Annotated in this window: 14 protein-coding genes; 12 read left to right on the top strand and 2 right to left on the bottom strand. The window is 45.6% G+C overall.

What is annotated here, in order from left to right:
- Positions 1 to 213 precede the first annotated feature (213 nt).
- The 8 genes from sdhC (at position 214) to sucD (ending at position 9,863) form a co-directional block, all read left to right on the top strand.
- Positions 214 to 609 carry a succinate dehydrogenase cytochrome b556 subunit gene (gene sdhC, locus L865_RS0106195; protein ID WP_028772435.1) on the top strand — a complete coding sequence of 132 codons (396 nt, stop codon included), beginning with the start codon at positions 214 to 216 and terminating at the stop codon, positions 607 to 609.
- Complete coding sequence (sdhD, locus tag L865_RS0106190; protein WP_028772434.1) at positions 603 to 950, top strand: succinate dehydrogenase, hydrophobic membrane anchor protein; 348 nt, start codon at positions 603 to 605, stop codon at positions 948 to 950. The genes sdhC and sdhD overlap by 7 nt, the downstream gene beginning before the upstream one ends.
- Entirely contained in the window at positions 951 to 2,717 is a 1,767-nt protein-coding gene (gene sdhA, locus L865_RS0106185) for a succinate dehydrogenase flavoprotein subunit (protein ID WP_028772433.1), read from the top strand.
- A gap of 10 nt (positions 2,718 to 2,727) precedes the next feature.
- Complete coding sequence (locus tag L865_RS0106180; protein WP_028772432.1) at positions 2,728 to 3,435, top strand: succinate dehydrogenase iron-sulfur subunit; 708 nt, start codon at positions 2,728 to 2,730, stop codon at positions 3,433 to 3,435.
- 245 nt (positions 3,436 to 3,680) lie between these two features.
- Entirely contained in the window at positions 3,681 to 6,500 is a 2,820-nt protein-coding gene (gene sucA / locus L865_RS0106175; RefSeq protein WP_028772431.1) for a 2-oxoglutarate dehydrogenase E1 component, read from the top strand.
- Between the two features lie 32 nt (positions 6,501 to 6,532).
- On the top strand, positions 6,533 to 7,723 hold the full coding sequence (gene odhB / locus L865_RS0106170; protein ID WP_028772430.1) for a 2-oxoglutarate dehydrogenase complex dihydrolipoyllysine-residue succinyltransferase: 1,191 nt from the start codon (positions 6,533 to 6,535) through the stop codon (positions 7,721 to 7,723).
- A gap of 101 nt (positions 7,724 to 7,824) precedes the next feature.
- A complete protein-coding gene (gene sucC / locus L865_RS0106165) occupies positions 7,825 to 8,991 on the top strand; it encodes an ADP-forming succinate--CoA ligase subunit beta (protein WP_028772429.1) in 1,167 nt (388 codons plus the stop codon).
- Positions 8,991 to 9,863, top strand: a complete 873-nt coding sequence (gene sucD, locus L865_RS0106160) for a succinate--CoA ligase subunit alpha (protein ID WP_028772428.1) — start codon at positions 8,991 to 8,993, stop codon at positions 9,861 to 9,863. Before sucC ends, sucD begins: the two co-directional genes overlap by 1 nt.
- Before the next feature lie 58 nt (positions 9,864 to 9,921).
- On the opposite strand, the gene L865_RS0106155 is transcribed toward sucD, so the two are convergent.
- Positions 9,922 to 11,568: an FMN-binding glutamate synthase family protein gene (locus tag L865_RS0106155; RefSeq protein ID WP_028772427.1), complete on the bottom strand. Its 1,647-nt coding sequence runs from the start codon at positions 11,566 to 11,568 to the stop codon at positions 9,922 to 9,924.
- 193 nt (positions 11,569 to 11,761) lie between these two features.
- Here L865_RS0106155 and L865_RS0106150 point away from each other — a divergent pair, with 193 nt between their 5' ends.
- On the top strand, positions 11,762 to 12,265 hold the full coding sequence (locus L865_RS0106150; protein ID WP_028772426.1) for a GNAT family N-acetyltransferase: 504 nt from the start codon (positions 11,762 to 11,764) through the stop codon (positions 12,263 to 12,265).
- A gap of 66 nt (positions 12,266 to 12,331) precedes the next feature.
- Here L865_RS0106150 and fur read toward each other — a convergent pair whose 3' ends face one another.
- Positions 12,332 to 12,763 (bottom strand): ferric iron uptake transcriptional regulator, encoded by a 432-nt coding sequence (gene fur / locus L865_RS0106145; protein WP_028772425.1) that lies wholly within the window; start codon positions 12,761 to 12,763, stop codon positions 12,332 to 12,334.
- 288 nt (positions 12,764 to 13,051) lie between these two features.
- Here fur and cobB point away from each other — a divergent pair, with 288 nt between their 5' ends.
- The 3 genes from cobB to L865_RS23230 all read left to right on the top strand — a co-directional run bounded on the left by cobB (position 13,052) and on the right by L865_RS23230 (position 15,083).
- Entirely contained in the window at positions 13,052 to 13,795 is a 744-nt protein-coding gene (cobB, locus tag L865_RS0106140; RefSeq protein ID WP_028772424.1) for a Sir2 family NAD+-dependent deacetylase, read from the top strand.
- Positions 13,796 to 14,281: an ATP-binding protein gene (locus tag L865_RS0106135; RefSeq protein WP_051484474.1), complete on the top strand. Its 486-nt coding sequence runs from the start codon at positions 13,796 to 13,798 to the stop codon at positions 14,279 to 14,281.
- 130 nt (positions 14,282 to 14,411) lie between these two features.
- Positions 14,412 to 15,083, top strand: coding sequence for a Type 1 glutamine amidotransferase-like domain-containing protein (locus L865_RS23230; RefSeq protein ID WP_051484473.1), 672 nt, complete (start codon positions 14,412 to 14,414; stop codon positions 15,081 to 15,083).
- Positions 15,084 to 15,243: the final 160 nt, after the last annotated feature.

Below are 15,243 nucleotides of genomic sequence, written 5' to 3'. Positions count from 1 at the left end.
TTGTATTTGACATTTGCCGGGCGTATACTTGCTTCGGCTCTTAGGAGCTACAAACATTTCAATTCAGTTACCACTTTTTTACATGCTGAATTAGTCGTTTCTTAATTGATTAACTGTTTGTTTAAACTTTTCTTTTGTGGCGAGTTTGTATATTAGCCAAACTGATGTGCAAATTTTGAACAAAAGAGGTTCAAATAACAAAAATAATGCTCAATGGAGCAGAGTGAGCAGAACGTGAAAAAGCAAAGACCTGTCCATTTAGATCTGCAGACCATTCGCTTTCCAGCGACTGCGATTGCGTCAATTCTTCACCGTATATCCGGTGTCATCATGCTGTTTGCCGTCGGCATTCTTATCTGGTTGTTGAGTGAATCACTCGCATCAGCAGAGAGTTTCGCAGGCATTCAATCCCTGTTCGATAATGTCATCGTTAAGTTCATTGTCTGGGCAATTCTTACCGCGCTTGGTTATCACCTTGTAGTTGGCTTACGCCATCTTGCGATGGATGCTGGCTTCTGGGAAGAACTTGAGTCAGGAAATGCTTCAGCGAAGGTCGCATTTGTTATTGCGGCAGCACTATCTATCATTGCGGGGGTTTGGGTATGGTAACAAATGCAGCCAGTCTTGGACGCAGTGGTGTTCATGATTTTATTCTTATACGCGCTAGTGCTGTAATCTTAACCCTCTACACCATTTTCTTAGTGGGTTTTATCGCAACTAGTTCTCCTCTCACCTATGACGCTTGGCACGGTTTATTCAGCACGCTGCCTATGAAAGTGTTTACACTACTCGCATTGGTTGCGATTCTAGTTCACGCTTGGATCGGTATCTGGCAAGTGCTAACAGATTACGTTAAGCCGCTAGCCCTACGTGGTGTACTCCTGTTTGTTTTCGTCGTTACCGCTTTTGCTTACCTAGCAGCGGGCATTACAATTGTGTGGGGTGTCTAAGTGAGTATTCCAGTACGCGAATTTGATGCAGTAGTTATTGGTGCTGGTGGCGCCGGTATGCGTGCCGCATTACAGATTTCAAAAGAAGGTAAAAGCTGCGCGCTTTTATCAAAAGTTTTCCCAACTCGTTCGCACACGGTATCTGCGCAGGGTGGTATCACCGTTGCGTTAGGTAACGCGCACGAAGATCACTGGGAACAACACATGTACGATACCGTTAAAGGCTCTGATTTTATTGGTGACCAAGAAGCGATTGAGTTCATGTGTAAAACAGGACCTGAAGCGATTATCGAACTTGAGCAAATGGGTTTACCTTTCTCTCGTTTTGAAAACGGTAAAATTTATCAGCGTCCTTTCGGTGGTCAGTCAAAGAATTTTGGTGGCGAGCAAGCTGCACGTACTGCAGCGGCAGCGGACCGTACCGGTCACGCACTGCTTCATTGCTTGTACCAACAAAACGTAAAGCACAAAACAGAGGTTTTCTCTGAGTGGTATGCGTTAGACCTAGTCAAGAACGAAGACGGTGCCATTGTTGGTTGTACTGCCATCGAAATTGAAACCGGTGAAATCGTTTATTTCAAAGCTAAAGCCACTATCTTAGCGACAGGCGGTGCAGGACGTATCTATGCGTCAACGACCAATGCTCACATTAACACCGGTGACGGCGTGGGTATGGCAATGCGCGCGGGTGTACAAATGCAAGATATGGAAATGTGGCAGTTCCACCCAACCGGTATCGCCGGTGCAGGTGTGCTGGTCACTGAAGGTTGTCGTGGTGAGGGTGGATATCTACTCAATAAAGACGGCGAGCGTTTCATGGAGCGTTATGCACCTAATGCCAAAGACTTAGCCTCTCGTGACGTCGTTGCTCGTTCAATGATGACAGAGATCCGTGAAGGTCGTGGTTTAGATGGCCCATTAGGTCCTCACTGTTTACTTAAACTGGATCACTTAGGTAAAGAAACACTAGAAGCACGTCTTCCAGGTGTTTGTGAACTATCACGTACCTTTGCGCATATTGATCCAGCTGATGGCCCAATTCCTGTACTACCAACGTGTCATTACATGATGGGTGGTCTACCTGCTAAAGTGAGTGGACAAGTTGTTCGCCAAAACGCAGATGGCGGCGAAGAAGATGTTGTTGGCTTATTTGCTGTTGGTGAGATTGCCTGCGTATCAGTGCACGGTGCGAACCGCCTTGGTGGTAACTCACTGCTTGATTTAGTGGTATTTGGTCGTGCAGCAGGTCAGCATTTAGGCAAAGCCCTTGATGCGACGGCAACACCAAAAGATGCAACTGATGCTGATATTGCGCAGTCTTTAGCGCGACTTAACCGTTGGGAAAGCAACAAAGACGGAGAAGACCCAGCACAAATTCGTAAAGATTTGCAACTTTGTATGCAGCTTAACTTCTCGGTATTCCGTAGTGGCGATGCAATGGCAGAAGGTCTAAAAGAGCTTAAAGCGATTCGTGATCGATTAGCTAATGCCAAGCTATCAGACAACTCAACTGAGTTTAATACTCAACGTATTGAATGCTTAGAGTTAGATAACTTAATGGCGACGGCTATTGCGACAGCATACGCAGCGAATTTCCGTACAGAAAGTCGCGGTGCGCATTCTCGTGAAGATTACCTTGAGCGTGATGATGATAACTGGTTGTGTCACAGCCTGTTTGACCCAGCGACTGAAGAGATGTCACGCCGAGCGGTGAACATGGAGCCTAAGCTTCGTGAAGCATTCCCACCGAAGAAGCGTACCTACTAAGGAATTTGAGATGAATTTGAAGATAGCAGTTTATCGCTATAATCCTGATGTAGACACAAAGCCTTACATGAAGGATTATACGTTGGAAGTTGCCGAAGGTACCGATATGATGGTGCTGGACGTGCTGATGTTGCTTAAAGAGCAAGATCCAACTTTGGCATTCCGTCGCTCATGCCGTGAAGGTGTTTGTGGTAGTGATGGTGTCAACATGAATGGTAAAAATGGTTTGGCTTGTATTACGCCAATTTCGACCTTCAAGGGCAAGAAGCTTGAAGTACGTCCATTGCCAGGCATGCCAGTTGTACGTGACTTGATTGTAGATTTAACTCAGTTCTACAAGCAGTATGAGAAGATTAAGCCGTATTTGATTAACGATGATAAAACACCTGCGCGTGAACATCTGCAATCACCTGAAGAACGTGCACACTTAGATGGTTTGTATGAGTGTATTATGTGCGCATGTTGTTCTACAGCTTGTCCATCATTCTGGTGGAACCCAGATAAGTTTATTGGACCAAGTGGTTTATTGCATGCATATCGATTCCTAATCGATAGCCGCGATACCGCTACAGAAGAGCGCTTATCTGAGCTTGATGATGCCTACAGCGTATTCCGTTGTCACGGTATCATGAACTGTGTGGATGTCTGTCCTAAAGGACTAAATCCAACCAAAGCAATTGGACATATTAAGTCTATGTTGCTTAAGAGAGCAGTATAAATGCAGCATCCCGGGCTAATTTTAATAATCATATAGCTCGTGCTGAGTCACTTCTCTAATTGGGGAAGTGGCTCTTTTGTGTAATGGAACTACAATAATGCCGTGACTCTGGATAGAAGAGTGTCGTATTGGTAATCAATATGCTTCTCTCGGGCGGCAAATATTTTGCAATACAGGGCGCAGCCCGACTATTGCATTTTGAAGACTTTGGCTAAACACGTGTATAAAGTTTGAAAGGAATAGAAATGCACCAAGGCATCATGAAAGCCTGGCTCGAATCGTCTCACCTAAGTGGTGCGAATTCGACCTATGTAGAAGAGATGTATGAAGCCTATCAAGAGGACCCTCAGTCAGTTTCACAAGACTGGCAGGTGGTATTTGATAACCTCCCTTATGCTAACGGTGCGTCAAAAGAAGTACCGGAAGCTGCCCACTCCAAAGTACGAGACTATTTTCGTAGTCTAGCTCTTGAAGGCCGTCAAAAGGGTTCTGCCCGCGTGACGGATCCTGAAGTTGATGCTAAACAAGTTAAAGTCCTACAGATGATTAACGCCCACCGTTTCCGTGGTCACCAGAATGCGAATCTGGATCCACTAGGTTTATGGAATCGTGAGCCGGTATCAGAATTGGACCCAGCCTTCCATGGGTTAACTGACGAAGATATGGAGCGTGAATTCAATACAGGTTCATTTGCGCATGGTGGCGAAACCATGCAGCTACGTGATCTTGTTAAGGCACTTAAGGCCACATATTGTGGCTCGATTGGTGCGGAATACATGCACATTACCGATACCGAAGAGAAACGTTGGATTCAACAACGTTTGGAGCCGTCCTTAGGTAGAGCGAATTACGATAAACCCATTAAAACCCGCATTTTAGAAGGACTCAATGCAGCCGAAGGTATGGAAAAATACCTTGGTGCTAAGTTCCCTGGTGCTAAGCGTTTCTCACTTGAAGGTGGTGATGCGTTGGTACCAATGATGCGTGAGATTATCTATCGCGGTGGCCAAGCGGGTACCAAAGAGATGGTCGTCGGTATGGCTCACCGTGGTCGTCTTAACTTGCTGATCAACATTTTAGGTAAAAAGCCTCAAGAGTTGTTCGACGAGTTTGCTGGCAAACACAATGACGCGCTCGGCTCTGGTGATGTGAAATATCACCAAGGTTTCTCATCCGATTTTGAAACGCCAGGTGGCAATGTTCATCTAGCGCTAGCCTTTAACCCATCGCATCTTGAAATCGTTAACCCTGTGGTTATGGGCTCTGTTCGGGCTCGTCTAGATCGCCGCGGTTGTGATACCGGTTTGCAGGTAATGCCAATTACCATTCATGGTGATAGTGCTATTACCGGTCAAGGTATTGTGCAAGAGACATTTAACATGTCTCAAACGCGCGCATTTAAAGTCGGCGGCAGTATTCGCATTGTGGTTAACAACCAAGTTGGTTTTACCACTAACTTAACCGAAGACGTACGTTCAACAGAGTACTGTACTGATATCGCGAAAATGGTTCAGGCACCTATCTTCCATGTTAATTCTGATGATCCTGAAGCTGTGGCATTTGTTGCTCAGCTAGCTGTTGATTATCGTAATGAATTTAAACGTGATGTTGTGATTGATTTGGTTTGTTATCGCCGTCATGGCCATAACGAAGCTGATGAGCCTAGCGCTACTCAGCCGCTAATGTATGCCAAAATCAAAAAACACCCAACGCCACGTAAGATTTATGCTGATCGCCTGATTGCAGAATCAACGCTGGCAGCAGATGAAGTCACCTCCATGATTAACGATTATCGTGATGCATTAGATCACGGCGATTGTGTGGTCAGAGAGTGGCGCCCAATGACACTGCATTCTGTCGATTGGTCACCCTATATCAATAAAGAGTGGGATGACGGCTACAATGCGCAGATGCCAATGGCACGTTTACAAAATCTTGCTAACAAGATTAGTGATGTACCAGAAGGGCATAAACTGCAATCTCGTGTCGCTAAAATCTACAAAGACCGCGTTTTGATGGCCAATGGCGAAAAACTATTGGACTGGGGTTTCGCTGAAACCTTAGCTTATGCTTCTATCCTTGAAGACAACAAACGCGTGCGTATTACTGGCCAAGACTCTGGAAGGGGTACATTCTTCCACCGTCATGCGGTACTACACAATCAAAATGACGCGACAGCCTATCTACCACTGCGCCACATTGCTGATGAGCAAGGACCGATTGATATCTCTGATTCAGTCTTGTCTGAAGCATCGGTATTGGCATTCGAATATGGTTATGCGACCGCTGAACCAAGTGGCTTAACAATTTGGGAAGCGCAATTTGGTGACTTCGCTAACTGTGCCCAAGTGGTGATTGACCAGTTCTTATCAAGTGGTGAGCAAAAGTGGGGCCGCTTGTGTGGTCTAACCATGTTGTTACCCCATGGCTATGAAGGGCAGGGTCCTGAGCACTCGAGTGCACGTTTAGAGCGCTTCTTACAGTTGTGTGCAAACCACAATATGCAAGTCTGTGTTCCGTCAACTCCGGCTCAGGTATATCACATGTTACGTCGTCAGGTCGTGCGCCCAATGCGTCGTCCACTTGTCGTCATGTCACCTAAGTCTTTGCTGCGTCATCCACTAGCGGTATCGAGTTTAGAAGAGCTCGCCGAAGGTACATTCCAAAACGTGATTGCTGAAACCGATGATATCGATACCAGCAAAGTTGATCGCGTGGTGTTCTGTAGCGGTAAGGTTTACTTCGAATTGCTTGAAAAACGTCGCAAAGAGAAAGCGGACAACGTTGCATTAGTTAGAGTAGAGCAGCTGTATCCATTCCCCCATGAGGATATGGAAAAAGTGCTTGCTGACTACCAACACGTAAACGATTTCGTTTGGTGTCAAGAAGAGCCACAAAACCAGGGTGCATGGTACTGTAGCCAGCATCATTTCTGGACGGCGATTCCTAATGGCGCAACCTTAACTTATGCCGGTCGTGAAGCCTCTGCGGCACCTGCATGTGGTTATCCAGCGTTGCACGCCAAGCAGCAAGAAGCATTGATTAATAGCGCATTAAAACTGTAGTAATAGACAATTTATAAAAAGGATAGTGATCCATGAGTATCGAAATCAAGGTACCCGTACTGCCGGAATCAGTTGCTGATGCAACAATTGCCACATGGCACGTTCAAGCTGGCGAACAAGTTTCACGTGATCAAAACCTAGTTGATATCGAAACAGATAAAGTGGTTTTAGAAGTGGTTGCACCAGAAGATGGTTCAATTACTGAGTTTCTAGCCGAAGAAGGCGATACCGTGCTTGCAGAAGCCGTGATTGCTAAGTTTGTTGCTGGCGCTGTAGCAGGTCAAGAAGTGACTAAAGCTGAAGCAGAAGCGGCAAGCCCAGCTGCTGAAGCCACTGACGAATCTAACGATGCGCTAAGCCCATCTGTACGCCGCCTGATTGCCGAGCACAATGTTGATGCCGCGCAAATCAAAGGTACTGGTGTAGGTGGACGAATCACTAAAGAAGACGTTGAAGCTTTCGTTAAAGCCGCGCCTGCAGCTGCTGCCAAAGCTGCACCTGCAGCCGTTGAGCCATTAGCTGAGCGTAGCCAAAAACGTGTCCCTATGACACGTCTACGTAAAACAATTGCTAACCGTTTGCTTGAGGCTAAAAATTCAACAGCGATGCTGACCACTTTTAACGAAGTGAACATGAAACCTATCATGGACATTCGTAAGCAGTATCAAGAAGTGTTTGAAAAGCGTCATGGCATCCGTTTAGGTTTCATGTCTTTCTATGTCAAAGCCGTGACTGAAGCACTAAAACGTTACCCTGAAGTGAATGCATCAATTGATGGTGATGATCTTGTTTATCATAACTACTTTGACGTAAGCATTGCCGTTTCAACACCGCGTGGTCTAGTGACTCCTGTACTGCGTGATACCGACACGATGAGCCTTGCTGATATCGAGCGTAACGTACGTGAATTAGCACTTAAAGGCCGTGGCGGTAAACTGACTGTTGACGACATGACTGGCGGTAACTTCACTGTGACTAACGGTGGCGTATTTGGCTCACTAATGTCGACGCCAATTTTGAACCTGCCACAAAGTGCGATTTTAGGCATGCATGCTATCAAAGATCGCCCAATGGCAGTGAATGGTCAGGTTGAAATCCTGCCTATGATGTACCTAGCACTCTCTTATGACCACCGTATTATCGATGGTCGTGAGTCTGTTGGCTTCTTGGTTGCTATTAAAGACTTCCTAGAAGACCCGACTCGTCTACTACTCGACCTGTAAGACGATGTTGTTTGGATGCTCATCATTGGGTGAGCATCACCCCTCGCTACTGACTCAAATGAGTTGGTTGGATTTGATAAGAAGTATACGGATAGATCATCATGAATTTGCATGAGTATCAGGCAAAAGCCCTATTTGCCGAATATGGTTTACCAGTGTCAGAAGGTTTTGCATGTGATACAGCTCAAGAAGCTGTTGAAGCGGCAGGCCGTATTGGCGGAGATATGTGGGTTGTTAAGTGTCAAGTACACGCAGGCGGCCGTGGTAAAGCAGGTGGCGTAAAAGTTACCGGCGATAAAGAAGAGATCAGAGCCTTTGCAGAAAACTGGTTAGGCAAAAATCTTGTCACCTATCAAACAGACGAAAAAGGTCAGCCAGTTGCTAAAATTCTGGTAGAAAGCTGCACCGATATCGCCAATGAACTCTATCTAGGTGCGGTTGTAGACCGTGCAACTCGTCGCGTAGTGTTTATGGCGTCGACTGAAGGTGGTGTTGAAATTGAAACTGTGGCTGAAGAAACGCCAGAGTTAATCCACAAAGCTATCATCGATCCACTAGCGGGTCCACAGCCATATCAGGCACGTGACCTAGGCTTCAAGTTGGGCCTAAACCCAACTCAAATGAAGCAGTTCACTAAGGTCTTTATGGGCTTAGCGACAATGTTTGAAGATCATGATTTTGCACTACTTGAAATCAACCCACTGGTTATTACCGACGAAGGTAATATCCACTGTCTTGATGGCAAAATCGGTATCGACGGCAACGCGTTGTTCCGTCAACCAAAAATTCGCGACATGCACGATCCGTCTCAAGACGATGCACGTGAAGCGCACGCAGCGAAATTTGAACTTAACTATGTAGCACTAGACGGCAACGTTGGCTGCATGGTGAACGGTGCCGGCCTAGCAATGGGTACAATGGACATCGTTAATCTACATGGTGGCAAGCCAGCTAACTTCCTTGATGTGGGCGGTGGAGCAACTAAAGAGCGTGTAGCAGAAGCATTCAAGATCATCCTATCTGATTCAAACGTGAAAGCGGTTCTTGTGAACATCTTTGGCGGAATCGTACGTTGTGACATGATTGCTGAAGGTATCATCGGCGCAGTTAAAGAAGTGGGCGTTGAAGTCCCAGTTGTTGTGCGTCTAGAAGGTACCAATGCTGATTTAGGTCGTGAAGTTCTTGCTAACTCTGATCTAGATATTATCGCTGCTACAAGTCTAACTGACGCGGCTGAGCAAGTAGTTAAAGCTGCGGAGGGCAAATAATGTCTGTATTAATTAACAAAGATACCAAAGTTATCTGTCAAGGTTTCACTGGTGGTCAAGGTACATTCCACTCTGAGCAAGCTATCGCATACGGTACGCAAATGGTCGGTGGTGTATCACCAGGAAAAGGCGGTCAGGTTCACCTAGGTCTTCCAGTATTTAACACAGTTAAAGATGCGGTAGCTGAAACAGGTGCAACAGCATCAGTTATCTACGTACCAGCTCCTTTCTGTAAAGATGCTATTTTGGAAGCGATTGACGGTGGCATCGAGCTGATCGTTTGTATTACCGAAGGTATCCCAACACTAGACATGCTTCAGGTTAAAGTTAAGCTTGAAGAAACTGGTGTGCGTATGATCGGTCCAAACTGCCCAGGTGTTATCACTCCAGGTGAATGTAAAATTGGTATTATGCCAGGTCACATTCATAAGCCAGGTAAAGTTGGTATTGTTTCACGCTCTGGTACCTTGACGTACGAAGCAGTTAAGCAAACCACTGACGAAGGTTTTGGTCAGTCTACTTGTGTTGGTATTGGTGGCGACCCAATCCCAGGCACTAACTTCATCGATGTATTGGAAATGTTCCAAAACGATCCACAAACTGAAGCGATCGTAATGATTGGTGAAATTGGTGGTACTGCTGAAGAAGAAGCGGCTGAATATATCAAAGCTAACGTAACTAAGCCTGTTGTTTCTTACATTGCTGGTGTGACTGCACCAGAAGGTAAGCGTATGGGCCATGCCGGCGCAATTATCGCTGGCGGTAAAGGTACTGCTGAAGATAAATTTGCAGCACTAGAAGCGGCGGGCGTAAGCACTGTTCGCTCACTTGCTGATATCGGTAAAGCACTACGTACGAAAACTGGCTGGTAATTAGCCGCTAGTTTAACGTAGAAAAAAGGCGCCATTGAGGCGCCTTTTTTATGTGTCACTAGTTTTGATGCTGTGTGAATTCAGCTGGCTTGAGTACATAGGTATCTTCACAATAAAACTGTTCGCTTGAGCAGCTGTCCCACCATGTCAACCAAGCCGGATCGCTGATATTGCCCTCAAGTAGTGCGTTGGCTTGAAGCGGCTGAATTAAACTGCTTGAAGATATCAGTAAACCGTATGGAGACCGGCGTTTAATCATTTGCGCTGTGAGTTTAGCGGGATCGTCAAGCCCCATGCTGCCCACCAATTCGTAGAAGCTTTTTAACGTATTACTATGAAAGTTCTTTACTCGCATACCTTTGTCTTCAGCATCTACGGCTTTCGAGCGAGCAGGATCTTGAGTGGCAATGCCTGTGGGACAAAGGTTGGTGTTGCAATGCCTTGACTGAATACACCCCAAGGCTAACATCATGGTGCGCGCGGCATTGACTACATCAGCACCGGCGGCAATTTTACTTAAGATATCAAAGCTAGAGGCAGTTTTACCTGAGGCGATGATACGAATGTTGTCTCTCAGCCCGCAACCAACCAGCACATTATGGACAAAGTAAACACCTTCTAAACACACCATGCCTAATCGGTTGGTGAATTCAACTGGGGCCGCGCCCGTACCGCCTTCTGCGCCATCCACGGTGATAAAATCCGGCAGGATATTGGTGGCCAACATGGCTTTACAAATTGCCATAAATTCAGCCGGATTACCGACACACAGCTTGAAGCCGATTGGCTTGCCACCACTGAGCTCACGCAGAGTACTAACGAAATTAAGTAGATCTTTAGGCGTGGTGCATTCTGGGTTTACCGCAGGTGATACGCAGTCTCTATCGCGGCGAATATGGCGTATTGTTGCAATTTCTTCGGTTATTTTGGCTTTTGGTAGTACACCACCGTGACCAGGTTTCGCCCCTTGGCTGAGCTTAATCTCAATCATTTTGATTTCAGGTCGAGTGGCCATTGCGGCAAAACGTTCAGGGTGAAAGTTACCGTCATCATCGCGGCAGCCAAATAGCCCAGAGCCGATTTGCCAAACAATATCGCCGCCGTGCTTTAAATGATAAGGGCTGGCGCTACCTTCGCCGGTATTGTGGTAACAACCCGCAAGTTTGGCGCCTAGATTGAGGGCTTCAATGGCATTTGCACTTAACGAGCCATAGCTCATCGCCGAAATATTGAGATAAGAAGCTTGGTAGACTTGCTGACATTGTGGTCCGCCAATGGATACACGTTTAGCTTCTGGGCGGATGGTCTGGGGGGCAAGCGAGTGCCACAGACTCAAGTAATTCTCTTCTAGTAGGTCTCGCTGCGTACCAAAAGCAATGGTATCGCGTACGTTTTTAGCTCGCTGATACACCAGCGAGCGTTGTTCACGATTAAAAGGACGCTCTTCTGTGTCATTCGCTATAAAATACTGCTGTATTTCAACACGGTAGGATTCGAGGAAGTAGCGAATATAGGCAACCACAGGATAGAGGCGGTTTAAGGTATGCGGGCTGTGCTTGATATCGTAGTAACCAATAATGGAATAGCCTACGCTAAAGCACAACGCTAACGCACTAATCGTGCCACCCACAGTGCTATACCAGTAAAGTGCTAGCGCATTACCTAAAGTCGCAATCAGCCAAAACACTTTTTGCATAATTGTCATAGAACCTCCTTGTGGCAACCGTACAATGTTTGTGCAGTTTATGATTGTTGATTATATTGCTAATCATGGTTTTGTCTGTAGTTATTTGAAAATAATTGCAAAGCTCTTTTTTTTCGCTCAGAGTAATATGCTTATACTCGTTGCTATTACAGCGAGCGAGATTGTTCATTTCATCGTTGCCGCGGGGGGCAGTATGCAGATAGCTGAAACAGAAAGGTTGATTATTCGGCAGTTTACCGAAGATGATATACCGGCTTTGTATGATATGAATCGTGATCCCAAAATCCTCACTTATATTCCTACGCCAGCAATGACTGACATTCGCCAGGCGCGGGTGTTATTTAATGAAGTGCTATTGCCAGACTATGCGTCGAGAGGTTATACCCGCTGGGCAGTTGAGCATAAAGCCGATAAGCGAGTGATTGGCTTTTGTGGTCCTAAGTTTATTGAAGAGTTTAATGAAGTCGAGCTAGGTTATCGTTATTTCCCTAAATATTGGGGCCAAGGTATTGGGGTCGAAGCGGCCAATGCAGCGCTCGATCAATTTGGCCGTTTTGGTATTACTCAAACCATCGCACTGATTTTAAATGGCAATGATGCGTCTGAAAAAGTCGCCCAGAAAGTGGGGATGCATTTTAGAGAAAATTCAACGTTTATGGGTCATGGGGTTAAAGTGTATTTTAAACAGTTAAGTTAAAATCACTGGATAACCAATACAAAAAAACCAGCATAATGCTGGTTTTTTTATCAACTCTAATGTGTATTAAGCGTCGCCGTGGTCGCACTCGTCATTAGTGCACACACCATAAAGGTATAAGCTGTGGTTAGTCAGCTTAATGTTATGTTTCATGGCGATTTCATCTTGACGAGTTTCGATAACGTCATCAGAAAACTCAATCACTTTACCGCATGATAAACACACCAAGTGGTCGTGATGCTGGCTGGTTGATAATTCAAATACGGCTTTACCACTTTCGAAGTGGTGGCGGGTAACAATACCGGCATCATCAAATTGGTTAAGTACGCGATAGACCGTCGCTAGGCCAATTTCTTCACCAATGTCCAATAACTTCTTATACAGATCTTCTGCGCTGATGTGTTGGTTCTCGGGTCCTTGCATCAGTTCTAGGATCTTGACTCGTGGTAGGGTAACTTTCAGTCCCGCTTTTTTTAGCGCTTGATTTCCATCTGTCATTACGAATCTCTTGATTGCAGAACCATTAGCACAGCCAATTACGGTTCATGGTGTGAATATTGTAACCCATTATAGGGGCACAAATTAAAAACTTAAACCTTTGATCTGCCTTTATAGATGCTTAGCAAATAAATTAGTCAATTAGTGGGGTAAACCTGCGATAAATGCTGCAATTTAAGCATACATTTTGTAGTGTTATTTATACTAACGCCCAATAGCAGCTTAATTTGTGATAGGGCATGCTCTACAGTGTGACTAGAAATAACAATAACCTAAAAAGGAAAGCTGATGTATCGACAAATCGTAGTGCTTACCGGCGCCGGCATTTCGGCAGAGTCTGGTTTACGAACTTTTCGCTCTCAAGATGGCTTATGGGAAGAGCATTTAATTGAAGATGTCGCCACACCTGAAGGTTATGCTCGCGATCCTCAACTGGTGGAGCGCTTTTACAATGAGCGCTGGCGTCAGTTACACAGTGGCGATGTTGAACCTAACTTGGCTCATGTCGCGTTAGCCAAATTGGAAAAAGAGTTCCAAGGCGAGTTATTGATTGTCACGCAAAATATTGATGATTTGCATGAACGTGCTGGTTCGCGTCGACTGCTGCATATGCACGGTGAATTGTCTAAAGGTCGCTGCCCGCGTTCTCGTCAAACTTTTTTACTGCGTGACCCATTAGGTGAAGATCACACGTGTACTTGCTGTATCCCAGCGCAGCGCCTACGTCCCCATGTGGTGTGGTTTGGTGAAATGCCCATTGGTCTAGACAGAGTGCAGCACGCGTTAGATCATTGTGACCTCTTTATTGCCATTGGTACCTCTGGCAGTGTTTATCCTGCCGCAGGTTTTGTTGATACGGCGAATCATCACGGGGCGCAAACCGTTGAGGTCAATATTGTTGCACCAGATAATGACAGTCAGTTCCAGTATCACCTTCAGGGTAAAGCCAGTAGCTTAGTGCCGCATTTGGTTGAGCGTATCTTGAACGATGAGGTGATAAGCGATCAATATGAAACAGAACTCACTGCATAGATGAGCCCGACTTCAAAGGATACTGACACACGTGCTGTTGCTGCGCCGGTTGCCATCATTATGCGTGGCCTGCCGGGCAGTGGTAAAAGTCACTGGGTTGAGCAATTTATTCAATCGCAATCCATTGAGCAAGCGCTGGCGATACGCCAGCGTGGCTACTTCTCAACCGATAAGTGGTTTTATCATAAAGGACAATATCGCTTTCAAGCGCATAAACTGGCTGAATATCATCAAAAAAACCTTAGTGGATTTATACAAGCCTTAGCAAGCAAAGAGCCTGTTGTTATTTGCGACAATACCAATTTAGCGCTGTGGGAATTTATGGCATACGAAATTGCTGCTAAAGCATTAGGCTATCAAGTGCGTATTGTTTTAGTGGGTGATCCGCTCGATTCCAGCCACCAACAACTCTGTGCTGAGCGCAATCAACATCAAGTCCATTTAGCGCAGATTAAAAAAATGGCGTTAAATTTTCAGCCAAGCTAAAGCCGTAGGCTTTTGTGATAGGCCATCCCAAGTGTTGACTGTTTTGGCAGAAATCGCCTGTAGACGGTTTACTTAACCTCTTAGAATCGCTTAAGTTATCAATGGGACGCTAATTTAACAGGAAGCAAAAATGGCAAGTCATCAACAGTTGGGCAAATTGATATTACTCAGTGCCCTTGATAGCCCAAATGTCGCCATCGCCTTACAACAACATATGCGCTTTTCGACTTCGGCACCTAATGTGGGCTATCTGGCCTCTGGCCACGAAGCTCAGCGCCAATACTTCAGTGCAACCCAACAAGTGTATGCATCTTTCGGGGCGCAGATGGATACCTATTGCGAACTTACCCAAGATTACAGTGAACAAGCTTTTAGTGACTTACTTAACTGCGACATGATTCATTTGGCAGGCGGTGACACATTTGGCTTTCTGCAAGGTGTAATACAAAGGCAGGTTAGCGAACAACTGGTGCAGTATTATCTGCAAGGGGGCAGTTTTATTGGCTTAAGTGCGGGGGCAATGTTGTTAACTGATACTATTGCAACTGCGCCGCTCTGTGGCGACAACAATGCCGTTGGTCTTAAGGACCTATCGGGCCTTGGCTTATACCCTAATCTGTACGTTCCCCATGTGACAGACCCACAAGCGTTAGTCCCTAAGCTACAACAATTTGCTGATGATCACGTAGATCAATTGCACAGCGATACCATAGTACTTGCCAGTGATAATGACGTGATTGTTTACAGCCATGGACAACAGCAAGTTTATGGTCAGCCGCTATTTTGGTCATTAAATGACTAGTTTTAGCTTTGATACTGCTAGAGTATTTCATTACTAATTGGCGCATTATCAATAGTTTGCGTATTAATTTAAGCCTACTTACTCGTTACCATACCTAGGTGTGGCTGCTGACATCTGGCAGCCATTGCTCGGGTGTAAATTCAACATGACAACCACACAG

Source organism: Shewanella waksmanii ATCC BAA-643 (assembly GCF_000518805.1).
Lineage (GTDB): Bacteria > Pseudomonadota > Gammaproteobacteria > Enterobacterales > Shewanellaceae > Shewanella > Shewanella waksmanii.
Note: the sequence above shows the minus strand (reverse complement) of the source record. Positions and strands in the feature narration are given on the sequence as shown.

Excerpts from the sequence above, each read along its gene's own strand:
- sdhC (WP_028772435.1), top strand. The coding sequence starts at position 214 with ATGGAGCAGAGTGAGCAGAACGTGAAAAAGCAAAGACCTGTCCATTTA.
- sdhD (WP_028772434.1), top strand. The coding sequence starts at position 603 with ATGGTAACAAATGCAGCCAGTCTTGGACGCAGTGGTGTTCATGATTTT.
- L865_RS0106180 (WP_028772432.1), top strand. The coding sequence starts at position 2,728 with ATGAATTTGAAGATAGCAGTTTATCGCTATAATCCTGATGTAGACACA.
- sucA (WP_028772431.1), top strand. The coding sequence starts at position 3,681 with ATGCACCAAGGCATCATGAAAGCCTGGCTCGAATCGTCTCACCTAAGT.
- odhB (WP_028772430.1), top strand. The coding sequence starts at position 6,533 with ATGAGTATCGAAATCAAGGTACCCGTACTGCCGGAATCAGTTGCTGAT.
- sucC (WP_028772429.1), top strand. The coding sequence starts at position 7,825 with ATGAATTTGCATGAGTATCAGGCAAAAGCCCTATTTGCCGAATATGGT.
- sucD (WP_028772428.1), top strand. The coding sequence starts at position 8,991 with ATGTCTGTATTAATTAACAAAGATACCAAAGTTATCTGTCAAGGTTTC.
- L865_RS0106155 (WP_028772427.1), bottom strand. The coding sequence starts at position 11,568 with ATGACAATTATGCAAAAAGTGTTTTGGCTGATTGCGACTTTAGGTAAT.
- L865_RS0106150 (WP_028772426.1), top strand. The coding sequence starts at position 11,762 with ATGCAGATAGCTGAAACAGAAAGGTTGATTATTCGGCAGTTTACCGAA.
- fur (WP_028772425.1), bottom strand. The coding sequence starts at position 12,763 with ATGACAGATGGAAATCAAGCGCTAAAAAAAGCGGGACTGAAAGTTACC.
- cobB (WP_028772424.1), top strand. The coding sequence starts at position 13,052 with ATGTATCGACAAATCGTAGTGCTTACCGGCGCCGGCATTTCGGCAGAG.
- L865_RS0106135 (WP_051484474.1), top strand. The coding sequence starts at position 13,796 with ATGAGCCCGACTTCAAAGGATACTGACACACGTGCTGTTGCTGCGCCG.
- L865_RS23230 (WP_051484473.1), top strand. The coding sequence starts at position 14,412 with ATGGCAAGTCATCAACAGTTGGGCAAATTGATATTACTCAGTGCCCTT.